This window comes from Pseudomonas sp. FW305-25, assembly GCF_017351415.1.
Classification (GTDB): domain Bacteria; phylum Pseudomonadota; class Gammaproteobacteria; order Pseudomonadales; family Pseudomonadaceae; genus Aquipseudomonas; species Aquipseudomonas chlororaphis.
Genome location: NZ_JACNDE010000006.1, coordinates 101,165 through 126,000, shown reverse-complemented (window position 1 = coordinate 126,000; position 24,836 = coordinate 101,165). Strand labels below are relative to the sequence as shown.

General features: G+C 65.6%; 21 protein-coding genes. 10 read left to right on the top strand and 11 right to left on the bottom strand.

Annotation, left to right across the window (positions count from 1 at the left end):
* Positions 1-4: 4 nt before the first annotated feature.
* The 5 genes from cfaB to hflK (J4E58_RS08435) all read right to left on the bottom strand — a co-directional run bounded on the left by cfaB (position 5) and on the right by hflK (J4E58_RS08435) (position 7,402).
* Positions 5-1,192, bottom strand: coding sequence for a C17 cyclopropane fatty acid synthase CfaB (gene cfaB / locus J4E58_RS08455; RefSeq protein ID WP_087087409.1), 1,188 nt, complete (start codon positions 1,190-1,192; stop codon positions 5-7).
* Between the two features lie 246 nt (positions 1,193-1,438).
* Positions 1,439-3,343, bottom strand: coding sequence for a cation-translocating P-type ATPase (locus J4E58_RS08450; protein ID WP_087087407.1), 1,905 nt, complete (start codon positions 3,341-3,343; stop codon positions 1,439-1,441).
* The gene (gene hflK, locus J4E58_RS08445; RefSeq protein WP_087087405.1) at positions 3,340-4,398 is read right to left on the bottom strand and encodes a protease modulator HflK; all 1,059 of its coding nucleotides are present in this window, start codon (positions 4,396-4,398) and stop codon (positions 3,340-3,342) included. Before hflK (J4E58_RS08445) ends, J4E58_RS08450 begins: the two co-directional genes overlap by 4 nt.
* Positions 4,395-5,438 carry a protease modulator HflC gene (gene hflC / locus J4E58_RS08440; protein WP_087087403.1) on the bottom strand — a complete coding sequence of 348 codons (1,044 nt, stop codon included), beginning with the start codon at positions 5,436-5,438 and terminating at the stop codon, positions 4,395-4,397. The genes hflK (J4E58_RS08445) and hflC overlap by 4 nt, the downstream gene beginning before the upstream one ends.
* Positions 5,435-7,402 (bottom strand): protease modulator HflK, encoded by a 1,968-nt coding sequence (gene hflK, locus J4E58_RS08435; RefSeq protein ID WP_087087400.1) that lies wholly within the window; start codon positions 7,400-7,402, stop codon positions 5,435-5,437. Before hflK (J4E58_RS08435) ends, hflC begins: the two co-directional genes overlap by 4 nt.
* A gap of 240 nt (positions 7,403-7,642) precedes the next feature.
* Here hflK (J4E58_RS08435) and J4E58_RS08430 point away from each other — a divergent pair, with 240 nt between their 5' ends.
* The 7 genes from J4E58_RS08430 to lpdA all read left to right on the top strand — a co-directional run bounded on the left by J4E58_RS08430 (position 7,643) and on the right by lpdA (position 15,072).
* Positions 7,643-8,296, top strand: coding sequence for a CDP-alcohol phosphatidyltransferase family protein (locus J4E58_RS08430; protein WP_087087398.1), 654 nt, complete (start codon positions 7,643-7,645; stop codon positions 8,294-8,296).
* A gap of 10 nt (positions 8,297-8,306) precedes the next feature.
* Complete coding sequence (locus J4E58_RS08425) at positions 8,307-10,064, top strand: bifunctional alpha/beta hydrolase/class I SAM-dependent methyltransferase (RefSeq protein WP_087087396.1); 1,758 nt, start codon at positions 8,307-8,309, stop codon at positions 10,062-10,064.
* Complete coding sequence (locus tag J4E58_RS08420) at positions 10,064-11,407, top strand: phosphatase PAP2/dual specificity phosphatase family protein (RefSeq protein WP_087089251.1); 1,344 nt, start codon at positions 10,064-10,066, stop codon at positions 11,405-11,407. Before J4E58_RS08425 ends, J4E58_RS08420 begins: the two co-directional genes overlap by 1 nt.
* Positions 11,397-11,852: a hypothetical protein gene (locus tag J4E58_RS08415; RefSeq protein WP_087087394.1), complete on the top strand. Its 456-nt coding sequence runs from the start codon at positions 11,397-11,399 to the stop codon at positions 11,850-11,852. Before J4E58_RS08420 ends, J4E58_RS08415 begins: the two co-directional genes overlap by 11 nt.
* Before the next feature lie 9 nt (positions 11,853-11,861).
* On the top strand, positions 11,862-12,485 hold the full coding sequence (locus J4E58_RS08410; RefSeq protein WP_087087392.1) for a 1-acyl-sn-glycerol-3-phosphate acyltransferase: 624 nt from the start codon (positions 11,862-11,864) through the stop codon (positions 12,483-12,485).
* Between the two features lies 1 nt (position 12,486).
* Positions 12,487-13,419: a phosphatidate cytidylyltransferase gene (locus J4E58_RS08405; protein ID WP_007927638.1), complete on the top strand. Its 933-nt coding sequence runs from the start codon at positions 12,487-12,489 to the stop codon at positions 13,417-13,419.
* A 252-nt stretch (positions 13,420-13,671) separates the two neighbouring features.
* Positions 13,672-15,072, top strand: coding sequence for a dihydrolipoyl dehydrogenase (gene lpdA, locus J4E58_RS08400; RefSeq protein WP_087087390.1), 1,401 nt, complete (start codon positions 13,672-13,674; stop codon positions 15,070-15,072).
* Between the two features lie 114 nt (positions 15,073-15,186).
* Here lpdA and J4E58_RS08395 read toward each other — a convergent pair whose 3' ends face one another.
* Positions 15,187-15,660, bottom strand: coding sequence for an Lrp/AsnC family transcriptional regulator (locus tag J4E58_RS08395; RefSeq protein WP_007927641.1), 474 nt, complete (start codon positions 15,658-15,660; stop codon positions 15,187-15,189).
* A 146-nt stretch (positions 15,661-15,806) separates the two neighbouring features.
* Here J4E58_RS08395 and J4E58_RS08390 point away from each other — a divergent pair, with 146 nt between their 5' ends.
* On the top strand, positions 15,807-16,433 hold the full coding sequence (locus tag J4E58_RS08390) for a LysE family translocator (RefSeq protein WP_087087387.1): 627 nt from the start codon (positions 15,807-15,809) through the stop codon (positions 16,431-16,433).
* 319 nt (positions 16,434-16,752) lie between these two features.
* On the opposite strand, the gene J4E58_RS08385 is transcribed toward J4E58_RS08390, so the two are convergent.
* From J4E58_RS08385 to J4E58_RS08365, 5 genes are read right to left on the bottom strand one after another with little or no spacing between them, the layout of a single operon-like run.
* Positions 16,753-17,577, bottom strand: a complete 825-nt coding sequence (locus J4E58_RS08385; protein ID WP_087087385.1) for a class I SAM-dependent methyltransferase — start codon at positions 17,575-17,577, stop codon at positions 16,753-16,755.
* The gene (locus tag J4E58_RS08380; protein WP_087087383.1) at positions 17,571-18,728 is read right to left on the bottom strand and encodes an acyltransferase; all 1,158 of its coding nucleotides are present in this window, start codon (positions 18,726-18,728) and stop codon (positions 17,571-17,573) included. Before J4E58_RS08380 ends, J4E58_RS08385 begins: the two co-directional genes overlap by 7 nt.
* Entirely contained in the window at positions 18,725-19,615 is an 891-nt protein-coding gene (locus J4E58_RS08375; protein WP_370686788.1) for a methyltransferase domain-containing protein, read from the bottom strand. The genes J4E58_RS08380 and J4E58_RS08375 overlap by 4 nt, the downstream gene beginning before the upstream one ends.
* Positions 19,612-20,916, bottom strand: a complete 1,305-nt coding sequence (locus J4E58_RS08370; RefSeq protein WP_087087378.1) for a glycosyltransferase — start codon at positions 20,914-20,916, stop codon at positions 19,612-19,614. The genes J4E58_RS08375 and J4E58_RS08370 overlap by 4 nt, the downstream gene beginning before the upstream one ends.
* Positions 20,916-22,523: a glycosyltransferase gene (locus tag J4E58_RS08365; RefSeq protein ID WP_087087376.1), complete on the bottom strand. Its 1,608-nt coding sequence runs from the start codon at positions 22,521-22,523 to the stop codon at positions 20,916-20,918. The genes J4E58_RS08370 and J4E58_RS08365 overlap by 1 nt, the downstream gene beginning before the upstream one ends.
* A 432-nt stretch (positions 22,524-22,955) precedes the next feature.
* Here J4E58_RS08365 and J4E58_RS08360 point away from each other — a divergent pair, with 432 nt between their 5' ends.
* Positions 22,956-23,867 (top strand): GDP-mannose 4,6-dehydratase, encoded by a 912-nt coding sequence (locus J4E58_RS08360; protein WP_087087374.1) that lies wholly within the window; start codon positions 22,956-22,958, stop codon positions 23,865-23,867.
* Entirely contained in the window at positions 23,864-24,835 is a 972-nt protein-coding gene (gene gmd, locus J4E58_RS08355) for a GDP-mannose 4,6-dehydratase (protein ID WP_007924592.1), read from the top strand. Before J4E58_RS08360 ends, gmd begins: the two co-directional genes overlap by 4 nt.
* Position 24,836 lies beyond the last annotated feature (1 nt).

Sequence of the window (24,836 nt, the reverse complement as noted above, 5' to 3'; positions counted from 1 at the left end):
CGCTTCATGAGTAATACAGGTCGTCGCGGGTCCAGGGCAGCTCATGACTGCCATCGGCGTGAGCCTTGACCGCGAGAATCTGGTGCAGGTTGATCCAGCCGCGGGCGAAGGCGTAGGCACAGCCGGCCAGGTACAGGCGCCAGATGCGCAAGACCTGTTCCGGCACCAGCCGGGAGGCGGCTTCCAGGTTGTCTTCCAGACGCTCGCTCCAGTGGTCCAGGGTGCGGGCGTAATGCAGGCGCAGGCTTTCCACGTCGACGATCTCCAGCCCCGCTTCGCTGATCTCGGCCGAGATCATCGCCAGGTGCGGCAGCTCGCCATTGGGGAACACATACTTCTCGATAAAGTCGCCGGCTCCACGGCCCACGGGACGTCCATCGGTGTGCTTGGCGGTGATTCCGTGGTTCATCACCAGGCCGCCTTCGCGCACCGCGCCAAACAGTGTCTTGCAGTACTGCGCCAGGTTGGCGTGGCCCACGTGCTCGAACATGCCGACGCTCACCACCTTGTCGAAGCGGCCGTCCTGGGGCAGGTCGCGGTAGTCCAGCAATTGCAGTTCCACCAGGTCCTGCAAGCCTTCGGCGATCACCCGCTCCCTGGCCAGCGCCAGTTGTTCCTTGCTCAGGGTGATACCGAAGACCTTGGCCCCGAATTCTCGCGCCGCGTACCGCGCCAGCCCGCCCCAGCCGCAACCGACATCCAGCAGATATTCACCAGGCTGCAAGCGCAGCTTGCGGCACAGGTGGCGAAATTTGGCCTGTTGGGCCTGTTCCAGGCTCTCACTGCCGGTCTCGAAATAGGCGCAGGAATAGGCCATGTCGCTGTCGAGCCACAGCTGGTAGAAGTCGTTGGAAAGGTCGTAGTGGTAGGAGATGGCGGCCGCATCGGTGGCCTTGTCGTGCAGGGAACGTACTGGCAGCACTTCTTCCTCGCTGTCCAGCAGCGCTTGGCTCAGCTCGTCGCAAACCCGGATGACTTCGCTGATAGAGCCTTCCAGCTCAAGTTTGCCCTCGACGAACGCCGCTCCCAGCGAGTTGAGAGTGGGATGGGCGAGCTGGGTGACCAGTTGCGGGTCCTTGACCACAATAGTGACGCTGGGCGCCGGCCCCAGGTTGAACTCATGGCCGTCCCAGAGTCGCAGGCGTAGCGGTAGTTGCAGATTCTGTAAGGCCGGTGGAAGTTGCGCGAGCATGGATTATCCCCCTTGTTTCAGACGTCTGAGTGAGGTTAGACCATACTGAAAAATTAGCAGGCTATCGATCTGATAGCTGAAATTCATCAGTGCCGGCAGTGCAACAATCCCTGCTGAACAGCCAGCCGACCGTCCCGGAAGCTGGGCCCTCTTCACAGATGACCGCCAGGCGGGCGCACAGTTCGACCTAGTTTAATTCTAGCTCCAGACGCTCAAACCCGCGCTTTTCCGCCCCGGCCCACGCCCCTACAACTTGAGCAATGGCTCCTGGAAACGCAGCAAGCGCCCGGCATTGCCCAGCACCAGCAAGGTGCTGAGGTTATGCAGCACCGCCGCGATCATCGCCCCCGCCGCGCCGAGCCAGCCGAACGCGGCAAAGGCGACGATGGCCAGGGTCCAGCCCAGGCCGATGATCACATTGACCTGCAGGGTCTGGCGGCACTGGCGGCTCAGGCGCACACAGGTGCCGAGGCGCCGCAGGTCGCTGCCGATCAGCACGATATCGGCCGACGCCAGGGCAATGTCCGCCCCACCCGCGCCCATGGCCACACCGACCACGCCAGCCTTGAGCGCCAGGGAATCGTTGATCCCGTCGCCCACCACCATCGGCCGGAAACCGCTGTCGATTTCCCCCAGCACGCGCTTGAGTTTGTCTTCCGGTAACGCCTGGGCTTCGACATCGCCGATGCCGACATCCCGCGCCAGGCTGTCGGCCACGCTCTGGCGGTCGCCGGTCAGCAACAACTGGCGGCCCAGCCCCAGTTCGCGCAGCTCGTCGAGGGCAAACCGCGCTTCCGGCTTGACGCTGTCGGCCAGCAACAGCCAGGCGAGAAATTCACCGTTCAGCGCCAGCCCGGCAATCGGTCCGTCATGTTCGGGCACCGCCGTGGTGGCGATGTCGAGCTGGCCGAACAACTCGGGACGCCCCAGGGCGGCTTCGCCCTGCTCGGTCTGCGCCACCACTCCCAGCCCCTGGCGTTCGCGAATATCTGACAGCACCAGGAAATGCTCCTGGGCCACCAGGCCGGCCAGCGCGCGGCTGACCGGGTGGCTGCTGGCCGAACCGAGGCTGGCCGCCAGGTTCAACAAGGCCTGGCGATCTTCCCGCGGGCTGTCGATCGATTGCAGGCGCAAGGTGCCGAAGGTCAGGGTGCCGGTCTTGTCCACCACCAGCGAGGTCAGATCCGCCAGTTCCTCGAGGAACGCCGAGCTGCGAATCAGGATGCCGTGCCGCGCCGCCACGGCGATCCCGGCAATCGCCGTGGCCGGCGCGGACAGCACCAAGGCACAGGGGCAGGCCGCCACCAGCACCGCGAGCATCGCCTGGGCATCGTGGGTGATGAACCAGGTCACCGCCGCCAGCAGCAACACCAGCACCATGTAACTGCCGGCGTAACGTTCGAGCAAACGGGTGATCGGCGGCTTGGAACGTTCGGCGCTTTGCATCAGCGCGATGACCTTGCCCAAGGTCGATTCGTGGCCGGTGCGGGTCACTTCCAGGCGCAACAGGCCGTCGAGGTTGATCGCCCCGCCGAACACCTGCATGCCGACATCGGCCTCCAGCGGCACCGACTCGCCAGTGATCGGTGCGGTGTCGAGGCTGGCCTGTCCGGACAGCACCAAACCATCGGCGGGCACCCGGTCACCGGCACGCACTTCGACGACATCGCCGGCCTTGAGCGTGGCGTTGTCCACCTCGCCAATGCTGCCATCGGCCTGCACCAGGCGCGCATGGCTGCGGGTCAAGCGGCCCAGGGCATGAATGGCTTCCTGGGAGCCGATCACGCTGCGCTCTTCCAGCACGTGGCCGAAGATCATGATGATCGGCAACAGCGCCGCGGTCAGCAGGTCGCCGGTGGCCCAGGCGCCGAGCATGGCCAGGGCGATCAACTGGTCGGTGATGCCGTGCAGGCTCGGGTAACGCAGGCTGTACCAGGCTGAACGCATCACCGGCAGTGCCACCAGCAACGAAGCGAAACCCAGCAGCAACTGGCTGACGCCGGTCTGCTCCGGGGCCAGCCAGCGCCAGACCAGGCCCAGACCGAGCAGCCCCAACGCGAGCATGGCCAGGGTCAGCTGACGCGCGGCGCTACGTTGTTCTGCGGAGGTGAGCATGCTCGCCGGCGCGGCGGCATGGGTGTGGGCAGTCATGGTTGGGCTCCCTGAATAATCAGGCGGGAATCGTCTTGGGGATTGACCGTGGTCACCGAGCCGGCCTGGCCGAGAATCTTCGGCAGCCGTTCGCGGTAGATGCGCAGGAGCATTTCCGGGTCGGTGCCGTTGCGTTGCGCCTGGGCCAGGCCCTGGATGGTCGCGGTGTCGGCCTGGGCCTTGGCCAGGCGCTCACCAGCCTGGGCGTGCGCCACCTGCAAGGTGCGGTCGGCCTGTTCGTTGGCGGTTTGCGTGAGTTTTTCGGCTTCGGTGCGAGCGTTGGCCACCGCCTTGTCGGCTTGCTGGCTGGCGGTCAGCACCGCGTTGAAGGCGCTGACCGCCGGCCCCGGCAGACTGGACTGGACGTCGACCCGGGTCACCTCGATGCCGATCCCCTGCCCGGTCGCCGCCAGATCCGCCAGCCGTTGGTTGATGCCCTGCACCAGATCACCGCGCAGCCGTTCGCGACGCTCGGCGGCCTGATTGTCGGCGCCGATCAGTTCCGGACGCGCCACCAATATCGTGTCGAGATCGCGGGCGGCGGTCAGGGCCAGGGCACTGCGGGTCACCAACCGATCCAGCGCCGGCAACACATGCTCGTCCTGCAATACAAAGGCATAAGGCTCGGTGACCTTATAGAACACCCGCACATCCAGTTGCACCACCCCGGCGTCGCCGGTCAGCAGGTAACCGGAACCGGCCAGGGCATCGCTCAGGGGCACGGCGAAACTGGCCACCTTGTCACCCTTTAAGGCCGCATCGGAACGCAGCAGGCTTTCCACCCGGCGTTCGATCACCCGGTCTGCGGCGGGCAACAGCACCACCTGTTCGAACGGCTGCGGCCAGGCCAGTAACAAGCCGGCGTTCTGGATGCGATCCAGGGCGCCGAAATGCAGGACCACCGCGCGATTTTGCGGATCGATCTGCCGCACATTGGAAAACGCCCAGGCCAGGGCTGCCAGCACGGTCACCGCATACAGGGCGAGAAACGCCAGGCGACCGGCCTGAATCCATGGGCTGCCAAGTTCATGTGTTCCACGTGGAACCAAACTCATGGTTGCGACCCGGCGGCTTTATTGCCGAGTGTCGGCGGCCCGTCCACCAGCACCCGGAACGGCGCGGCATCGGTGCGCAGAATCAGCTTGGTGCCTGGGGTCACCACAGTGCCCAAGGTGTCCAGCGACCGCAGCAGGTTGTACAGCTGCGGCGAACCGGCGTAGGCGCGACCGTAGATCTCCGCCGCCTGCACCCGCGATTGCGCTTCGATGTCCGCGGCTTTCACCGTGGCATCAGCCTGAACGATGCGCGCATCGCGCTCGGCGGCGGAACGGATTTGCGCCGCTTCGCGCTTGCCGATGGCCGTGCGTTCGGTGGCGATGGTTTCACGCTCGGCGCGCATGCGGTCGACGGTGGCGGTCAGGGTCACCGAGGGCAGGGTCAGGCGTTCCACACCGACTTGCAGCACGCGCACGCCGTAAGTACTCAGCAACTGTTGCTCGATCTGTTTGCGCAACTGGGTTTCGAAGTCGGCGATGCGCACCTTGCTGGCATCGGTGTTCACCAGATTGGCCAGGTCAAAACTGCTGGCGGTGGTTTCCAGGGCCGAGCCGACAAAGGTGCGGATCTGCCGCGCCGCTTCATCCGGCTGGTTCTGGACCGCGCGCATAAAGCGTTTCACGTTGTCCGCATCGCCCTGCACCTGCCACGCCACATAGGCCTGGACGATGATGCGCAAACCGTCGCGGGTGCCGACATCCTGCAAACCGCTGGAGGTGGTGCGCAGGCGCAGGTCCACCGGGATCGCCGCCTCGAACGGTGCCGGCCAGCGCCAGCCGAGGCCCGGCTCCAGCAGCACCCGTGCCGGGTTGCCGAAACGGGTAATCACCGTGGCTTCGCCGGAGCGCACTTGCACCAGGCTTGCCGCGGCGACGGCGAACAACACCAGCAACAGCGCCCAGGCCATGCGCCGCCAGGGAAAGGGCCCCGCCTCTTCCGGCGCGCCGTGGTGGTGATGATGGTGTCCGTGGTGATGCCCGCCGTGGCCGTGATCGTGGCCGGCGTGATCCTGATGATCGTGGGAATGGGACTGGCTCAATGGACGGCTCCTGGCTGAGCGGTGTTACCCGGTACCGAAGGCTCGGTCGGCAAAGTGAATGTACGCAGGTCGAGGGTCGGTGCATTGGCGCCGCCCAGGCGATGATCGAGCACCAGCAACTTGGCGTTGCGCAGGCCCTGGCTCAGTTGGCTCAAATACTGCTCCAGCACGAATGCCTGGCCGGCGCTGGCATAGGCCTTTTGCTCGGCGCTGAACCGCAGGTCGGCCGCTTGCGCCGTGGCCTGCACTTCATGGGCCGTGGCCTGGGCCTGATCGCGGGCGATGCTGGCCTGCAATTGCGCCTGGTTGGTCTGCTCGCTGGCCGCGCCACGCTCGCGGGAGATCAGCGCCTGGGCGCCGATCTGCGCGGCCTGGACGCCGTGATAAGCATTGGCCGCGCCGGCCGGCGGGTGAATGGCCTCGACCACGGTGGCGAGGATCTCCACCCCGCTGTCGAGTTTCTCCAGGTCGGCCTGCACCGCGCGGCCGATATCCTCGGCCAGGTTGGTACGGTCTTCGCCCAGCAGGCCGTCGAGGGTGCGCGAGGCGAAGTCGTGGACCAGGATGCGGCTGGCGGTGCTGCGGATCAGCATCGGAATGTCGGCGCTGTTGTAAGTCGCCGCCAGGGCCGCCTGATCGCTCAGGCCGATGCGATAGACGAAGCGCACGTCCATGTTGACGATCTGGAAGCTCTGCTTGTCGGCAGCGCCGCTGGCGATCACCTGGGACTTGTCGTTGACATGGCTGGCGTCCCACAAGCGGTTGGCCACCAGCGGTGGCGGCCCTTCGGCGGAGGCCGGTTCGATCACGCTGGGCGCTTCGCCGACGCTGGTGGCCAGCTCGTGCACCACGCCGTTCTCGAGACTCAGCACCCGGCCCAGCGGCCAGGGCAGGCCCGCGTGCAAACCCGGGCCAAAGACCGCCACCGGCTTGCCGAAACGCTCGTAGATGCCCCGCCCCTGCAACGGCACTTCATGCAGGCCAGTGAGCAGCCAGCCCACCCCGAGCACCACCAGCAGCACCGGCAGGAACGCCCGGCGCATATAAGTGAAGGCCCAGATCTGCCGCAGGTCGATGCCGAAGCGGTTGTGCAATTCGTGCTGCAAGGCCAGCAAGGGTTGTGGCGGCCAGCGCAGCAGATCGGCGACCACGCTATGGGCCAGCATGCGCGGCTCCAGTTGCGCGCGACGCGGGCTGAATAACGACAATACCGCGCGCAGCAGGAACTCCAGGGCCACCAGCGCCGGCAACACGCCGATCAGCACGCCCAGGCGCACCGGCCAGAGCGCCGTGTCGCTGCTGAACAACAGGCACAGCGCCGCCAGCACCAGGCTGATGATCGCCACTCGCGCCAACTGCGCCAGCGCCGCCGCTTCCGGCCATTCGCCGGGGTGTTCCTGGCTCAGTTGGCGCTCGAACACCAGCAAGCCGAAGGCCAGCAACAGCGCCAGCACCGCGCCGACATTGCCCGCCAGGCCCAGGGTTCCAGCGGGCAGGCCGAGGTTCCACGCCTGCTCGATCACCAACAGCACCAGCAAGGCCCAACCGCCCAACCACAAGGTCGGCGCGCCGATCTGCGCCAACAAACTGGACCAACGCCGGCTGATGCCCTCCAGCAGCCGCTCGTACCAGCCGTCGTCGGGTAGCGCTTCATCCGCAACCGGCTCCGGGCTCGGCGCCACCTCCGGCGTCCGCAATGCATCCGCGCGCCAGGCACTGACCCAGCCCGCCGCCTGCAGGCCGCCGACCAGCACCAGCAAGGCCGCGGCCAGATTGACCAGCAATGCCGGCCATAAGGATTGCGGGGCAAACAGGCCGACGAAAAACGCCAACACCAGCCCCACCCCGGCCAGCCCCGCCAGCCCGAGGCCCCAACGCTTCAAGCGGCGTTCGTGAAAGGCCGCCCGCTGAAACCTCGGCAAGGCTTCGACCCCCGCCCCTTCAGTCTCAAGATCGACTTGCATAGCACCCCAACGCTGGTCGTTAACCCATTCTGGCCTGTGGATAACTCTCCGGCAGGCCGCTGTATTTGTCACAAATCGTTACGATATAACGATAGTAGTGAAATTTTCGTCCCTTACCTATGCCTTTATTTGCCGTGGGCGCGTCACAAACCCAGGGAAAACCGCTGCTGTGCTGATGCCAGCCCGCGAGATCTGTGGCCATAATCCGTGGCCCACTTTGTGACAAGGAAACGTCCAGCCATGCTCTCCATCTACCAGCTCAAACCGCGCTTCCAGAACCTGCTGCGGCCATGGGTCCAGCGCCTGTACGAGAACGGCACCACGGCCAACCAGATCACCGTGCTGGCGGGAGGGATTTCGGTACTGGTGGGCGCCCTGATCGCCAGTTTCGCCAGCCACCTCTGGCTGTTCATCCTGATCCCGCTGTGGATGATCCTGCGCATGGCGCTGAACGCCATCGACGGCATGCTGGCCCGGGAATTCGGCCAGCAATCGCGCCTGGGCGCCTACCTCAACGAATTGTGCGACGTGATTGCCGACAGCGCGCTGATCCTGCCTTTCGCGCTGATTGCCGGCGTCAGCCTGCCGCTGGTCCTGCTGGTCACGCTGCTGGCGCTGTTCAGCGAATACGCCGGCGTGCTGGGGCCGATGATCGGCGCCTCGCGCCGCTACGACGGGCCCATGGGCAAGAGCGACCGGGCGTTCGTGCTCGGCGTGCTGGCCACCGGCATCGCCCTGGGCTGGCTGAGCGCCGCCTGGATCAACGGCGTGCTGGCGCTGGTCGCCGCGTTGTTGGTCTACACCTTGATCAACCGGGTTCGCCAAGGCCTGCTCGACGTACAACTGCAAGACACCCAACGACAAGAAGTGCAGCAAAACGCCCCCTCGGAATAAGGAAGTTGCCATGCGCGAAGCTCTCCACCAGACCTTCACCACCCACGACGGCGTCGAGCTGTTCTACCGCCACTGGCCGGCCACCGCCGCCCCCTCGGACGCCCCGCGCCAGGCGGTGCTGCTGTTCCACCGCGGCCATGAACACTCAGCGCGCATCGCCCACCTGGTGGACGAACTGGACCTGCCGGCCTTCGATTTCTTCGCCTGGGATGCCCGCGGCCACGGCCAGTCGCCCGGCGCCCGTGGCGACAGCCCGAGCTTCGCCACCAGCGTGCGCGACGTGCAGACCTTCTGCGATCACCTGCGGGCCAGCCACGGCATCGACGAAGAACACATGGCCGTGGTGGCCCAAAGCGTCGGCGCGGTGATTGCCGCCACCTGGGTCCACGATTACGCGCCGCGCATCCGCGCCCTGGTGCTGGCGTCGCCGGCGTTCAAGGTCAAGCTCTACGTGCCTTTCGCCCGCCCGGGCCTGGCGCTGATGCGGCGTTTTCGCGGCAACTTTTTCGTCAACAGCTACGTCAAGGCGCGCTTCCTCAGCCATGACCCGGCGCGCGTGGCCTCCTATGACAGCGACCCGCTGATCACCAAGGCGATCTCGGTGAACGTGCTGCTGGGCCTGTACGAAGCCGCCGAACGGGTGGTGGCCGATGCCCAGGCGATCCAGGTGCCGACCCAGTTGCTGATCTCCGGCGCCGACTTCGTCGTCCATCGCCGGCCCCAGGAACAGTTCTTCGAGCGCCTGGGCAGCCTGCACAAGGAAAAACACATCCTGCCGGGCTTCTTCCACGACACCCTCGGCGAGAAGGCCCGGGCCCCGGCCGTCGCCAGCGCCCGGCGCTTCATCCTGCAGAACTTCGCGCGACCGCTGAACCGCCCGGCCCTGCTCGACGCCGACCGCCTGGGCCTGACCTGCGCCGAGTCCGAGGCGCTGGCGGCGCCCCTGCCGCACAACTCCCTGCGTGACCTGTACTGGCGCATGACCCGCGCCAGCATGCGCCTGGGCAGCCAGCTCTCGGCCGGGGTCAAGCTGGGTTTCGACACCGGTTTCGACTCCGGCAGCACCCTGGACTACGTCTACCGCAACCAAGCCACTGGCACCTCGGCCCTGGGCCGGATGATCGACCGCAACTACCTGGACTCCATCGGCTGGCGCGGCATTCGCCAACGCAAGCTGCATGTGGAAGAACTGCTGCGCCTGGCCATGGAAAAACTGCGCGCCGAGCAGCGCGAAGTGCGCATCGTCGACATCGCCGCCGGCCACGGGCGCTACATTCTCGAAGCCTTGCAGGGGGTCAGCCCGCTGCCGGAGTCGATCCTGCTGCGCGACTACAGCGACATCAACGTGCGCGACGGCAACGCGTTGATCGCCGAGAAAGGCCTGGGCGAGATTGCGCGTTTCGTCAAAGCCGACGCCTTCGACCGCGACGACCTCGCGGCCCTGGAGCCCAAACCGACACTGGCGGTGGTCTCCGGCCTGTACGAGCTGTTCGCCGACAACCAGATGGTCAGCGATTCCCTGGCGGGCCTGGCCGCCGCCGTGGAGCCTGGCGGTTACCTGGTCTACACCGGGCAACCGTGGCACCCGCAGCTGGAGCTGATCGCCCGCGCCCTGACCAGCCACCGCGCGGGCCAGGCCTGGGTCATGCGTCGCCGGACCCAGGCCGAAATGGACCAACTGGTGGAAGCCGCGGGGTTCCTCCGGATCACCCTGCGCGTCGATCAGTGGGGCATTTTCAGCGTGTCGCTGGCGCAGCGGGTGCAATGATGACGGTCGCCGCGACATACACCCGCGAGCCCGGCCTGCTGAAACCCGCGGTGCTCTGGCTGTTGCTGCTGGCGCCACTGTTTTTCGGCACCTACGGCTTCGCCACCTGGGTCACCGCGCAACGCGCCGAGGTCGGCAGCCTGGTGTTCGACTGGGAGCGGCAGATGCCGTTCTGGGCCTGGAGCATCGTGCCCTACTGGTCGATCGACCTGCTGTACGGCTTTTCCCTGCTGTTGCCCACCAGCCGCGAAGAGCTCAAGCGCCACGCCCTGCGGCTGCTGACCGCGCAAGTCATCGCCGTCAGTTGCTTCCTGCTCTGGCCGCTGCGTTTCACCTTCCAGCGCCCGGAACTGGATGGCCTGTTCGGCTGGCTGTTCGACGTGCTGGCCGGCTTCGACAAGCCATTCAACCAGGCGCCGTCGCTGCACATCGCGCTGCTGGTGGTGCTGTGGGTCTGCTACGCGCGGCATGTCCAGGGCGCCTGGCGCTGGCTGGTGCACGGCTGGTTCGCGCTGATCGGCGTGTCGGTGCTGACCACTTATCAACACCACTTTATCGACGTGCCCACAGGCGCCCTGGCCGGCTGGCTGTGCGTCTGGCTGTGGCCGCTGGACCGCCCCGGGATGCTGCACAACCTGCGCCTGGCCCGCGACCGCCAGCGCTGGCGCCTGGCGTCGTTCTATGCCGTGGGCGCCGCGGCGCTTGCCATCCCGGCCTTGGCCTTTTCCGGTGCCTGGCTGTGGCTGTTGTGGCCGGCACTGGCCCTGCTGCTGGTGGCGCTGAACTATGGGCTGTTCGACGCCAAGGGTTTCCAGAAGGGCGCGGACGGCCGCCTGGGCAACGCCACGCGCTGGCTGCTGGCACCTTATCTGGCGGCGGCCTGGATCAATTCCCGGCTGTGGACACGCCAGCATCCACAGCCCGACGAGGTTGTGGATAACGTCTGGCTGGGGCGCATCCCGACCCCGGGTGAACTGCAGGACAGCCCGTTCAGCGCGGTGCTCGACCTGTGTGCCGAACTGTCCATGGACGGTCGCCACCTGGCCTATCGCTGCGTGCCGGTGCTCGACCTGACCGCGCCCACCACCGAGCAATGCCGCGAGGCCGCGCAAGCCATCGAAAGCCTGCGCGAGCACGCGCCGCTGCTGGTCTGCTGCGCCCTGGGTTATTCGCGCAGCGCCACCGCCGTGGCCGCCTGGCTGTTGTACACAGGCCGCGCCGTCAGCGTCGATGCGGCTATCGTGCAGATCCGCCGCGCGCGCCCGCAGATCGTCCTGCAACCCGCGCACCGCAAGGCCCTGGAGCCTTTATCCACAGCCCAGGGGAGCGCCCATGGCCACTGATATGGAACTGCATGCGGTGGCCAGCCTGTTGCGCCGCGGGCATTCACTGGACCTGTTATCCACAGGCCTGAGCCTGCTCGGCGCCCTGCTCGGCCTCGGCCAGTGGCTGCTCGGCGTGTCCGCCCCCTGGGCCATCGTCCTGAGTGTTGCCCTGTTGGTGCTGGGCTTGTTGCAAAAGTACTGGGCGTTGCGGGTGGCCTTCGATGCCGAGCTGTTCCAGCGGGTGGCGGACAGCCCGCTGCCGCTGGCCGAACGCAGCGCTGCCCTGGACCAGGCGCTGAGCGCCCTCGGCCTGCAACCGGCGAATGCCGGCGGCCGCCCGTGGCAACAACGCAGCCACGGCGCCCTCAACCTGTTGCGTCGCCAGGCCTGGCTGCTGGCGGCGCAAGTACTGCTGACACTGGGCTTCATCCTGGCCAGCCCCTGGCTGGCCATCGCCGGATAAGGAATTCTCATGCTCGAACCCCTGGTCGCCACCCTCATCACCTCCGCCGCCCGCACCATCACCGGGGCGCGCAGCCTGTGGCTCGGTTGCGGGCCGCAGGCGGTGCAACGCATCTACTTCGCCAACCACAGCAGCCACGGCGACTTCGTGCTGCTCTGGGCCTCGCTGCCGCCCGCGCTGCGCAAGGTGACGCGGCCGGTGGCCGGCGCCGATTACTGGCAGACCCGCCCGCTGCGCCGCTACCTCATCAACCGGGTGTTCAATGGCGTGCTGATCGACCGCGAGCGCAAGGAGCCTGTGGATAACCCCTTGCAGCCAATGCTCGACGCCCTGGCCAACGGCGATTCGCTGATCATCTTCCCCGAAGGCACGCGCAACCTGGAGGAGGAAGGCCTGCTGCCGTTCAAGAGCGGCCTCTACCACCTGGCGAAAAGTTACCCACAGGCCCAGGTGATTCCGGTGTGGATCGCCAACCTCAACCGCGTGATGCCCAAGGGCCGTTTCCTGCCCCTGCCGCTGTTGTGCACCACCAGTTTCGGCGCGCCGCTGTCCCTCGAGGACGGCGAAAGCAAAGAGCACTTCCTCGAACGCAGCCGCGCAGCGCTGCTGGCCATGGCCCCGGAGCATTCTTGAGATGGATAGGCAAACCCTGATGTTGTTCGGCGGGATCGGCGCGGTACTGGTGCTGGCCTCGCTGATCGGTTTTCTGCTCAAGCTGCGCAGCCGTGGCGCGCCGAGCTCGGTGATCGATAACCTCAACGCGCGCATCAACGCCTGGTGGGTGATGGTGCTGGTGATCGGCATCGCCTTCTGGCTCGGCACCAGCGCGGTGATCCTGCTGTTCTACGCGGTGTCCTTCTACGCCCTGCGCGAGTTCCTGACCCTGATGCCGACCCGGCGCAGCGACTACCCGGCGCTGGTGGCGGCGTTCTACCTGGCCCTGCCAGTGCAATACCTGCTGATCTACTTCGACTGGTACGGGCTGTTTTCGATCTTCATCCCGGTCTATGTGTTCCTGCTGCTGCCGATCCTCGCGTCCCTGGGCGGCGACAGCACGCACTTCCTGGAACGCGCCTCCAAGGTCCAGTGGGGGCTGATGATCGCGGTGTTCTGCGTGTCGTTCGTCCCGGCGCTGCTGACCCTGGACATCGCCGGCTACGAAGGGCGCAACCTGCTGCTGATCGCCTACCTGGTGATCGTGGTGCAGATGTCGGACGTGTTGCAGTACGTCTGTGGAAAACTCTTCGGCAAACGCAAGATCGCCCCGCGGCTGTCGCCATCCAAGACCGTGGAAGGTTTTGTCGGCGGCATCCTCCTGGCCTCGCTGATCGGCGGCGCGCTGTGGTGGATCACCCCGTTCACTATCTGGCAGTCGTTCCTGATCGCCCTGCTGATCAACTTGCTGGGCTTCGCCGGCGGCATCGTCATGTCGGCGATCAAGCGCGACCGCGGGGTGAAGGACTGGGGCCACATGATCGAAGGCCACGGCGGCATGCTCGACCGCCTGGACTCGGTGTGTTTCGCCGCGCCGATCTTCTTTCACCTCGTACGCTACTGGTGGACCTGAACCCCCCGCCTCCCTTCTTCTGTAGGCGCGAAGCTTGCTCGCGAAAAGATCGCCAACGATAACGCGTGCCGGTTGACGGCACGCCGCTTCGCGGCTTTCGCGAGCAAGCTTCGCTCCTACAAGGAAGACGCAATCGCCACGCAAGACGCGATCGCGTGCTTGACCGAGGTTACTGTGCGCGCTCATATTACGGTCATAATTTTTTGCTCAACTACCTTTAAAGCCTTCTTTTCCGATTGCAGGAGAACAGCCATGAGCAGCTACGACGTCGTCATCCTCGGTGGTGGTCCCGGTGGCTACAACGCCGCCATTCGCGCCGGCCAGCTGGGCCTCAAGGCCGCCTGCGTCGAGGGCCGCGCCACCCTCGGCGGCACCTGCCTGAACGTCGGCTGCATGCCGTCCAAGGCCTTGCTACACGCCTCGGAGCTATACGACGCGGCCATGGGCAAGGAATTCGCCGAACTGGGCATTGAGGTCAAGCCCAGCCTCAACCTCGTCCAGATGATGAAGCAGAAGGACGACAGCGTGGCCGGCCTGACCAAGGGCATCGAGTTCCTGTTTCGCAAGAACAAGGTCGACTGGATCAAGGGCTGGGGCCATATCGACGGCCCGGGCCAGGTCACGGTGACCGACAGCGCCGGGGCCAAGACCCGGTTGCAGGCCAAGGACATCGTGATCGCCACCGGCTCCGAGCCGACACCGCTGCCCGGGGTGGAGATCGACAACCGGCGCATCCTCGACTCCACCGGGGCGCTGTCCCTCGGCGAGGTGCCCCAGCACCTGGTGGTGATCGGCGCCGGGGTGATCGGCCTGGAGCTGGGTTCGGTCTGGCGGCGCCTGGGGGCACAAGTGACGGTGGTCGAGTACCTGGACCGCATCTGCCCCGGTGTCGATGGCGAAGCCGGCAAGACCTTGCAACGGGCCCTGGCCAAGCAGGGAATCGCCTTCAGGCTCGGCACCAAGGTCAGCAGCGCCAGCACCTCGGAACACGGCGTGCAACTGAGCGTCGAACCGGCGGCGGGCGGCACGGCGGAGCTGCTGGAAGCCGACTATGTGCTGGTGGCCATCGGGCGCCGGCCCTACACCCAGGGCCTCGGCCTGGAGAACGTCGGCCTGAGCACCGACTCGCGCGGCATGCTCGCCAACCAGCGGCACCGCACCGCGGCTCCCGGCGTGTGGGTGATTGGCGACGTCACCTCAGGGCCGATGCTCGCCCACAAGGCCGAGGACGAGGCCATGGCCTGCATCGAGCAGATCGTCGGCAAGGCCGGTGAAGTGAATTACAACCTGATCCCCAGTGTGATCTACACCAAGCCGGAGCTGGCCAGCGTCGGCAAGACCGAAGAGCAGCTCAAGGCCGAGGGCCGGGCCTACAAGGCCGGTAAGTTCCCTTTCACGGCCAACAGCCGGGCCAAGATCAACCATGAGACCGAAGGTTTCGCCAAGGTCCTGGCGGACGCGCAGACCGATGAAATCCTCGGCGTGCATTTAGTAGGACCGAGCGTCAGCGAAATGATCGGCGAGTACTGCGTGGCCATGGAGTTTTCCGCCTCGGCCGAAGACATCGCCCTGACCTGCCACCCGCACCCGACCCGCTCCGAGGCGTTGCGCCAGGCAGCGATGGATGTGGAAGGGATGGCGACGCAGATGTAGAGCCTGTAGCCGCTGCCGCAGGCTGCGTAAGGCCCGAAGGGCCTCGGCGATCTTGAGACTTGCGCGCCCTTCGGTCGCGATCGCAGCCTTCGGCAGCGGCTACAGATGATCGCGTCAGGTCGGCAAATGCCCCAGCGGCAGCGCGCCCGGGGTTTTCACCGTGTGGATCGCGAAGTTGCTGCGGATATCGCTGACGCCCGGCAGTTTCAGCAGGCTGCCGGTGAGAAAGCGGTCATAGGCCCGCAGGTCCGGCACCACCACCTGCAGCAGGAAGTCCGACTCGCCGGACACCAGGAACGCCGAAAGCACCTCCGGCAGCGCCGTCACCGCCTTGTGGAAGGCTTCGGAATGCTCGTCGGTGTGCCGCTCGACCTTGACCCCGACGAACACCGTCAGCCCCAGGCCCACTTCATCGCGATCGAGGTTGGCCTGGTAGCCGCGAATCACCCCGGCTTCTTCCAGCATCCGTACCCGGCGCAGGCAGGGTGAAGGAGACAGGCCGATCTCCTCCGCCAGTTGCACGTTGCTCAGGCGGCCGTCGCGCTGCAGGGCGGCGAGAATCTTGCGGTCGTAGGCGTCCAGTTTCATTTTTGGCATTTTCCGATAGTCACTCCATGTCCAGGTGGAAGATTATGCCAATTTCCACCTCCTTGCTGGCCGACTACGCAAGCACCTGCCCTGCCCTTCGGCCCTAGACTCTACCTACCGAATCGACAACGAAAGGGGGTGGCAAGGTGGCGCAACTGTGGATGTTTTTCCTGGCATTGGCGGTGGTCTATCTGCTGCCCGGCCCCGACATGATCCTCCTGCTGCAAACCGGCGCCCGCCAGGGCAAGGGCCTGGCGCTGGCCACTGCGGTGGGCCTGGCGATTGCCCGGGGCTGTCATGTGGCACTGGCGGCATTGGGCCTGGCCGCCCTGTTCAAGGCCGCGCCCTGGACCTTCGAGGTGGTGCGCCTGGGCGGGGCCGCGTACCTGTTGTGGCTCGGCGTGCAGTGCCTGCGGGCCAACCTGCTGCCCAGCCTGCAGGATGGCGAGGCCGCGAGCGCCCTGCGCTGGCGCGAAGCGATCCGTCGCGGCCTGCTGACCAACCTGCTCAACCCCAAGGCGCTGCTGTTCTGCTCGGTGCTGCTGCCACAGTTCATCGACCCGCAGGCCGGCCCCGTGGCCGCGCAGTTCGCCAGCCTCGGTCTGCTGCTGGTATTGGTGGGGTTGCTGTTCGACAGCGCCTACGCCCTGGCCGGCGCCTGGATCGGCCGCTGGCTGGCGCACAACCGCGCCGCCCAGAGGGTCCAGCAATGGCTGTTCGGCAGCCTGCTGATCGGCTTCGCCGTGCGCCTGACTTTCGTGCAACAGGCCTGAAGCTCTGTAGCCGCTGCCGCAGGCTGCGATCGCAGCCGAGGGTGCGCAAGGCCACAAGATCGCCGAAGGCCTGCGGCCTTATCGTCCGAACGCGGCCCGAGCCTTTGGCAGCGGCTACAAAAGACCGCGCCTGAGGTTATTGCGCAAACCCGCCCCTGCCGTTATTTGCATAGGCCCACCCTGGTCGATATTTGCGCAGATCCGCCCTTTGTAGCCGCTGCCGCAGGCTGCGATCGCGACCGAAGGGCGCGCAAGGTCGCAAGATCGCGGGAGGCCCTGCGGCCTTGCGCAGCCTTCGGCAGCGGTTACAGGGGCCGGTTCAGGCTGGCTTGCGGGCGATGATGACCTGGCTCTTGGCGACCACGGCGTCCAGCGCGTGCTTGATCTGCACCCCGCGCGGCGAGTTGAGGATGGTCTGCCAGGTGTTCGCCCATTGGTCGAGCAACGGGTGGTCGGGGTTGCTGAATTCGACCTTGGCTTCCCAGAACAGCAGCATCCACATCGACCAGTAGAAGCCGTACTGGCTATGGCTGAGCACCTCCAGCCCGGCGTCGCCGACCATCTGCTTGAACTGCTCTTCGCTGATGATGCGGATATGGTTGGGCTTCTGGAAATACTCCGGCGCGGCGATGTCCTTTTGCAGGTCCTCGGAGCTCGGGTGCGGCACGCTCAACAGGTACAGCGCGCCCGGCTGGCCGACGCGCACCAGTTCGCAGAGAAACTGCGCCGGATCGTCCACATGCTCGATAACCTCAGTGGACACCACCCGGCTGGCGGTGCCGTCGGCAATCGGCAGCGGGTTGCAGTCGGTGACATGGCATTCCACGCCACGGGCCGGCGTATCGCTCAGGCGCTGGCGCGTCGCCTCGACCTTGGCCCCGTCGATGTCGGCAATGATGATCTTCGCCCCGCGCATCGCGCAGTAATGCACGTTGCCGCCGTCACCACAGCCAACGTCCAGCAGGGTGTCCTCGGCCGTCACCGGAAAGCCGGTGAACAGCTCGCCGTTTTCCTGGTTGAACCAGCCGCTGAGCATGGCGTCCTGCAGGCCCAGCATGTACGGATCGACCTTGGCCGGCGGCGGTGCGTCGGGCGCTACGGCCGCAGGAGCGCTCGCCGTGAGTTTTTTCAGAAGGCTCAGCATGAAGTGACTCCAGTGGAAGGAACGGGAGAACGGGATGTGCCCAGGCGTTGCACCAGCTCGGCGCCCCGATTGCGCAGGGGCAACTCGATGACACGGTAGTTGAGTTCACTCAGCAACAGCAGCAGGCCCAGGGCGCAGGCCAGCGCCAGCAGCGGCTGGTCGTTCAGCCCGGTCGTGCCCAGGGGCGCCAGGCGGAACCAGGCTTCGCGGACCAGCAGAAACACCGGGATATGGATCAGGTAGATCCCGTAGGAACGACTGCCGACCCAGGCCAGCAGGCTTTTCAGCAGGCCGCGGGGCAACAGGTAGTCGCGGTTGTAGGAAGCGACCCACACCAGCAGCGCGCAGAGCACGGCCAGGGCGCCCACCCGGTAAAAGGTGGCATGGAAACCATCGGTAGCCAGCCAACCCATGCCCAGGCCGCACAGGATCAGCAGCAACGGGCCGAGCCCCGGATGCCGACCCAACCACTTCGGTTCCCAGTGCCGGTAGCTGGATCGGGCTGTCCACAGCGCCAGCAACACGCCCAGGGCCATGGCGTCGGTCCGGATGACCATCAGCAGCGCCGAGCGCAGGGTCAGGACCTGCACAACCACCAGCGCCAGCAACACCCAGACCAGGTACCTGCGACACAACAGCACCAGCAGCGGCAGCAACAGGTAGAACTGCTCCTCCAGCGACAGGCTCCAGTAGACGAAACTGGCGCCGTACTCATAGTGGAAAAAGCTGTCGGCGAAACGGAAATTGGCGAATTGCAACAGGCCGGCAACCGTGGCCCAGAGGTTGGCGTGCAGGCTGCCGAAGGCTCCCGAACGATTGAGGAACAGGCTCGCCAGCAACATCAGCAGCAGCCACAACCAGGCCGAGGGCAGCAGGCGGAAGGCGCGGCGAATCCAGAAGTCGCGGGTCCGTTGCCAGCACTGCGCGGCGCTGGTGCAGGCGCGCAGCTGCGGGACCAGGCTGCGGGCGATGACAAAACCGGAGATGGCGAAGAACAGGTCCACGCCCCACCAGAACTGCCCGTAGGCGGCGACGCTGCCCAACCAGGCTTGCCCCTCGCGAAACAGATTGCCTTGCAGATGATGGAACACCACGCCCAGCACCGCGATGCCCCGCAGCAGCTCGATGTCCATGATCCGCTTGTCGTTCAAGACAGCTCAGCCACGGCGCCGGGCAGCGGCTTGCGGGCGATGATGACCTGGCTTTTCGGCATGAAGCCATCGAGCACCTGCTTGATCGCCAGCCCGTCGGGTTGCGCCAGCAGCTCCTCCCAGGTCCGCGCCCAGCCTTCCATCAGCGCCGGGTACGGCGCCTGGATGCGGTCGCGCACGGCGCCCGGCGGCTCGCGTCCGGCGGCCCGTTCGCTGGCCCAGAAAAAGATCATGCCCATGACCCAGAAAAAGCCCGTGGCCTGCCGATGTTCGATGACCAGCCCGGCGTCCTCGATCATCTGGCCAAAGCCTTCGCGGGAAAACACCTGCACATGGTTCGGCGCACGGTAGTAGCCGGGCGGCGCGATGCCCTTCTGCAAATGCTCGCCCACCGGGTCCGGAACGCTGATCAGGTACTGCGCGCCGGGACGGCCCATGCGCACCAGCTCGGCGAGAAACGGCGCGGGCTGTTCGATGTGCTCCAGCACTTCCATGCACACCACTTTGCTGGCGCAGCCCTGGGCCAGCGGCAACGGCAGGCTGTTGCTGACCAGCCCCAGGGCGGGCACGTCCGATTGCTCGGCGACTTGTCGGGCCAGGTCGCGCACCTTGTCGAACTCGCTGTCGGTGAAAATCACCGAAGCGCCCTGGCGCATGGCGAACAACGTCGCCACGCCTTCGCCACAGCCGACATCGAGCAGGGTGTCGTCGGCGCTGATGGCAAAGCCCTTGAGCAGCTCGCCGGTTTCGGAACGGAACCAGCCATCGAGCATGGCGTCGCGCAAGCCGCAATCGCGGGGAGAAACCGCGGGCCTGGGCGCTTCGGCCAGCAGCGGCGCAGGCAACGGCGCGCCCCTGCGCAAACGCCGCAGAAACGCCCGCATCACGCGGGAAGCCCGGGGGTGGCGGGCGCCTTGCGCCGCTCCAGCACCTGCTGGAAGAACTCGCCCAGGCGCTGTTCGGCCGTGGCCTGGCTACAGAAACGCCGCAGGCTGTCGATCGCATGGGTCGACATCCGTGCATAACGCTCCGGGTCCTGCAGGGCGACGTCGTAGCTGGCGCGATAGGCCGAGCACAGCGAGTCCCAGTTGGTGATGTAGCGCAGGGTCCGGTAGGCGGCCCGCGGATCGTGGGGCCAGGCGGTCAGTTCGTCGGTGGAATCGACGATGAAGGTGTTGTCGTGGTCGATGTAGTCGGCCATCGCGGTGTTGCACGGCGCCACCGCCGGCTTGCCGCAGGACATGAATTCCATCAGCGGCAGGCACTGCCCTTCGCCGAACGAGGAATTGACCACATAGCGGGTGGCCTCCACCAGTCGCTCGTAGTCCGGGTCGGACAAAAAGCCGTGGATCAGCACGATCCGGCACTGGTAGGACTGGTTCTTGTAGAGGTGGTGCAGCATGTCGGCCAGCGCGTTGCCGATATCGTGGTGGGTCAGTTTCAGCACCAGGGTGGCGTCGGCACAGTCGCGAAAGGTGGTGCAGAACGCGCTGATCATGTCCTGCCAGTTCTTGCGCCCGTCGTAGGGGTTGAACACCGAGGTGTAGATCACCCCGTCGAGCAGCAGCTGGCAGTCGCGGGCCGTGGCATCGAGCGCCAGCGGCATGCCTTCGCGCAGCGTGCCCGGGCCGTAGGCACTCAGGTCCAGGGTCCGGCTGTCGAGCAGCAGCCCGTGCAGGTTGAGGGTCACCCGGGACGCCCGTGGCTGCTTGCCCAGTTGCTCGCCACGGCGGGCGAAGCGATCCCAGACCGGGGCCGGGATCGCACAGATCGGGTAGTCCTCGCCCATCACCTCGCGCACCGCTCGCACGGTAAAGCTGGAGTGGGTGATCGCCGCGCCCGCGGTGCCCAGGACCAGCCGCCAGTCATGGCGCGGCTCGCCCTGCCAGCTTTCGGTGGGAATGGTGCTGAACTCCCAGGCGAACACCGGGATGGTCGGGCAAGCGTAATGGTTGGGCGTGCGATGGGGCGGCGAGAACGATAGGAAGATGCACGCCTCGCCGCGGCTCTGGCAGTCGAAATACAGGCGGTCCACCAGCTCGTCGGGGTTGCTGACCTCCAGCACCTGGCCCAGGCGTTCCAGCACCGGCCGGAACTCCTTGAGCACGAAGTAGTAGCTGTATTCGGGACGGCCCAGGTTCTGCTGGATGTTGCTCTTGTTGGTTTCCGAATGGATGAGGATCAGCATCAGGCGTTACCCGCCACGGCCAGGGAGGACGCGCCGTCGGCCTCGGTCAGCGGGGTCAGGGCGAAGAACTCCCGCAGGCGCCCCTGGACGCTGGCGAAGCTGCTGTACTCCTGCATGCGCCGGGCCGCGGCCAGGGACATCGACTGGTACCCCGCGGGGTTTTCCTTGGCCATGCGGTAACTGTCCTGGTAGGCGGTTTTCAACGAGCCCCAATCCGGGCGGTGGCGCAGGGTGCGAAACAGGATGCGCGAGTCCTGCGGCCAGATCGCCGGCTCCTGGCTGGACTTGACGACGAAGGCCACGTCCTCGTCGATGTAATCGAGCATGGCCGTGTGCAGCGGCGCGATCACCGGCTTGCCGCAGGCCATGAACTCCATCAGCGGCAGGCACAGGCCTTCGCACCGCGAGGCGTTGACGTAGAAACTGGCCGCGCCGTACAGCCTTGCGAATTGCTCGTCGTCCAGATAGCCGTGCATGGCCACCACCCGACAGCTGAACGGTGACAGCTGCGACAGCAGGGTCAGCATTTCGACGTAATAGGTCGACAGGTCGTTCTGGGTCATCTTCAACACCAGGGTGGCGTCTTCGGTGTCGCGCATCGCCCAGCAGAACGCGGTAATCAGTTGATGCCAGTTCTTGCGACCGTCATCGGGGTTGAACACGCTGACATAGACCACGCCATCGACCTGGAACTCCACCTGCCGGTCGGTGGCCGGGAGGACGGCCTGGGGGTGTTCCGGCTCAGGCGCGGGTACCGGCAGGACGATGGGCAGCGCTGCCGCGTGCTCCGGTCTCGATTTCGCCATCAGCGCCCGCAGGCGCTCGGGAACCCGGTCGCGCAACCCCTCGCGGTAGCATTCGCGAACATAGTGCTTGCTGATGAACAGCGGCCGGCGCCATTCGCCGCCGGCCAGCGCCCGATACCATTCGCGCAGATAGTGCTTGGCGATGAACAGCCGGCGCCTGACGGTCAGCGGTGGGGCTTCGACGATTTCGGCCTCGACGGGAGCGGGAGGCGGCGGCGCCTCATCCAGCACCGGCGCGATCAGGCCGTCGGCGGAAAGTCCCAGGGCCCGGCTGTCGATGATGCAGCCCTTGATCTGCAGGGTGGTGCCGGCGTTGACCGGCACATTGGGGTATTGCCCGCGGACGCCGTCGAAGCGCTCCCACAACGGGGTAGGCAGCACCAGCACCGGAAAATGCTCACCCAGCACCCGACGCACCGCACGGGCCGTATGGCTGGACAGGGTGATCACCCGGCCATGGCGGCCAAGGGTGCGGCTCCAGTCCTGGTGCGGGTCGTTATCCCAGTATTCGTGGGGGATCGAGTCGAACTCCCAGGCCACCACGCACAGGGTCGGGCAGTCCAGGTCGACCGGGGTTTTCTGGGGTGGGGTGAACGAAAGAAACAGGCAGTCTTCGCCCTTGAGTCGCAGCTCGTGATACAGCCGGTCGACCTCGGCCGGCGTCTGCACCACATGCACGCGCCCAAGGCTTTCCAGCACCGGGCGATAGGCCTTGAGCACGAAGTAATAGCTGTATTCCGGACGCCCGAGGCTCTGGCTGATGGAGCCGTCGTTAACATCCGAATAAAGAATGAAATTCATGGCATCTCACGATGAAGCCGCCGTCCTGGCACCTTCACACAATGACGGTAGAGCCATGGCGCCACGCCTGTGTTGTGGGCGTGCATCCATCGTTCTCATGCCCGTCTACGTTCTTGTTCTATTGGTCAGTTTTGCATGGCTGCGAGACAGCCATTCTGATCGCTTTGGGGTCGAGACGAGGGGCATTCTAAACACATCCATTGAAGATTCGGGAACCTCCCGACAAGATTTTTCCTATGCTGGAAAACGAGAACTTACCGGTCACGGTAGGACCTGTTGAAATTCCAAAGCAATTGGCACAGATTGAGCGCCAAACAACTACAACAAGCTTCGTCAATAGAAAGGCCCGGGGGAAATAGCAGAGTTTTCGTATTTCTCACATGAATTATGTGTCCAAATATTGCCGAAGCCTCCGTCTAAAGAGGCTGCTGCTTGAAAAAGCGTCTGTTTGTAACGGGCCTGAATGGATTTGTGGGACACCATCTGCGATCCCGCCTGGGCGCTGCCGATTCCGGCTGGGAACTGTTGCCCGCGCCGCCCTTCGACCTGACCCAACCGCAAAGCCTGCAAGACCTGTGGCCCGAGTTACCGGATGCGGTGATTCACCTGGCTGGCCAGACCTTCGTCCCCGAAGCCTTCCGCGATCCTGCCCGGACCTTGCAGATCAACCTGCTGGGCACCCTCAACCTGTTACAAGCGCTGAAAGCCCGCGGCTTCAGCGGCACCTTCCTGTATGTCAGCTCCGGTGACGTCTACGGCCAGGTCAGGGAAAACGACCTGCCCATCGACGAGCGCCAGCCCCCCTCCCCACGCAATCCTTATGCAGTGAGCAAGGTCTCGGCCGAACTCTTGTGCCTGCAGTGGGGCATGAGCGAAGGCTGGCCCGTGATGGTGGCCAGGCCGTTCAACCATATCGGTACCGGGCAGTTGGGCAGCTTCGCCGTCGCCAGCGCCGCGCGCCAGATCGCCCGGATCAAGCTCGGCCTGCAGGCTCCGAGGCTGGAAGTCGGCGATATCGACGTCACTCGCGACTTCCTCGATGTCGCTGACGTGGTGAACGCTTACCTCGCCCTGTTGCGCAGTGGCGTGCCGGGCCAGGTCTACAACATCTGTTCCGGCCAGGAGCACAGCATCCGCGGCCTGATCCAGCAGTTGGCGGACATCGCTCAGGTCGAAATGGAGCTGGTTCAGGACCCCGCCCGTCTGCGACGGGCAGAACAGCGTCGCGTCTGTGGCAGTCACGCCAGGCTGCAAGCAGTCACCGGATGGACGCCCGAAACCACAATAAAACAATCCCTGCGGGCGATCCTGTCCGACTGGGAGTCACGGGTACTACAAGAATGACAAAAAGTGCACTGATCACAGGGATCACGGGGCAGGACGGCGCCTATCTGGCCAAGTTGCTGCTGGACAAGGGCTATCAGGTTCACGGACTGGTGGCGCGACGCAGCAGCGACTCGCGCTGGCGCTTGCGTGAGATGGGCATCGAGGGCGAGATCCGCTACCTGGATGGCGACATGGCCGACGCCTGCTCCGTGCAACGGGCGGTGATCAAGGCGGCGCCCGACGAACTCTACAACCTGGCGGCGCAAAGCTTTGTCGCCGCCTCCTGGGACCAGCCGGTGACCACCGGTATCGTCGACGGGCTGGGCGTGACCCACTTGCTCGAGGCGATCCGCCAGTTCAGCCCGCACACCCGCTTTTACCAGGCCTCCACCAGCGAAATGTTCGGCCTGATCCAGGCCGAGCAGCAGGACGAAAATACCCCGTTCTACCCGCGCAGCCCCTACGGCGTGGCCAAGCTCTATGGGCACTGGATCACCGTGAACTACCGCGAGAGCTTCGGCCTGCACGCCAGCAGCGGCATCCTGTTCAACCACGAATCGCCCCTGCGCGGCATCGAGTTCGTGACCCGCAAGGTCACCGACGCCGCCGCCCGGATCAAACAGGGCAAGCAGCAGGAGCTGCGCCTGGGCAACATCGACGCCAAGCGCGACTGGGGATTCGCCGGCGACTATGTCGAAGCCATGTGGCTGATGCTGCAACAGGGCAAGGCCGACGATTACGTGGTGGCCACCGGCGTCACCACTACCGTGCGCGAGATGTGCCAGATCGCCTTCGAACACGTCGGCCTGAACTACCGTGACTACGTGAAAATCGACCCGGCGTTCTTCCGCCCCGCGGAAGTCGACGTGCTGTTGGGCAACCCGGCCAAGGCCCAACGGGTGCTCGGCTGGAAACCCAAGACCCATCTGGAAACCCTGATCCGCATGATGATGGATGCGGACATGAAACGCGTCGCCAAGGAGTAAG

What these genes read in the sequence shown, in the direction of transcription:
- J4E58_RS08370 (WP_087087378.1), bottom strand. Translation starts at nt 20,916, where the DNA reads ATGCTGATCCTCATCCATTCGGAAACCAACAAGAGCAACATCCAGCAG.
- J4E58_RS08450 (WP_087087407.1), bottom strand. Translation starts at nt 3,343, where the DNA reads ATGACTGCCCACACCCATGCCGCCGCGCCGGCGAGCATGCTCACCTCC.
- J4E58_RS08365 (WP_087087376.1), bottom strand. Translation starts at nt 22,523, where the DNA reads ATGAATTTCATTCTTTATTCGGATGTTAACGACGGCTCCATCAGCCAG.
- J4E58_RS08410 (WP_087087392.1), top strand. Translation starts at nt 11,862, where the DNA reads ATGCTCGAACCCCTGGTCGCCACCCTCATCACCTCCGCCGCCCGCACC.
- J4E58_RS08405 (WP_007927638.1), top strand. Translation starts at nt 12,487, where the DNA reads ATGGATAGGCAAACCCTGATGTTGTTCGGCGGGATCGGCGCGGTACTG.
- lpdA (WP_087087390.1), top strand. Translation starts at nt 13,672, where the DNA reads ATGAGCAGCTACGACGTCGTCATCCTCGGTGGTGGTCCCGGTGGCTAC.
- J4E58_RS08425 (WP_087087396.1), top strand. Translation starts at nt 8,307, where the DNA reads ATGCGCGAAGCTCTCCACCAGACCTTCACCACCCACGACGGCGTCGAG.
- hflK (WP_087087405.1), bottom strand. Translation starts at nt 4,398, where the DNA reads ATGAGTTTGGTTCCACGTGGAACACATGAACTTGGCAGCCCATGGATT.
- gmd (WP_007924592.1), top strand. Translation starts at nt 23,864, where the DNA reads ATGACAAAAAGTGCACTGATCACAGGGATCACGGGGCAGGACGGCGCC.
- J4E58_RS08415 (WP_087087394.1), top strand. Translation starts at nt 11,397, where the DNA reads ATGGCCACTGATATGGAACTGCATGCGGTGGCCAGCCTGTTGCGCCGC.
- J4E58_RS08385 (WP_087087385.1), bottom strand. Translation starts at nt 17,577, where the DNA reads ATGCTGAGCCTTCTGAAAAAACTCACGGCGAGCGCTCCTGCGGCCGTA.
- cfaB (WP_087087409.1), bottom strand. Translation starts at nt 1,192, where the DNA reads ATGCTCGCGCAACTTCCACCGGCCTTACAGAATCTGCAACTACCGCTA.
- J4E58_RS08430 (WP_087087398.1), top strand. Translation starts at nt 7,643, where the DNA reads ATGCTCTCCATCTACCAGCTCAAACCGCGCTTCCAGAACCTGCTGCGG.
- J4E58_RS08395 (WP_007927641.1), bottom strand. Translation starts at nt 15,660, where the DNA reads ATGAAACTGGACGCCTACGACCGCAAGATTCTCGCCGCCCTGCAGCGC.
- hflK (WP_087087400.1), bottom strand. Translation starts at nt 7,402, where the DNA reads ATGCAAGTCGATCTTGAGACTGAAGGGGCGGGGGTCGAAGCCTTGCCG.
- J4E58_RS08420 (WP_087089251.1), top strand. Translation starts at nt 10,064, where the DNA reads ATGACGGTCGCCGCGACATACACCCGCGAGCCCGGCCTGCTGAAACCC.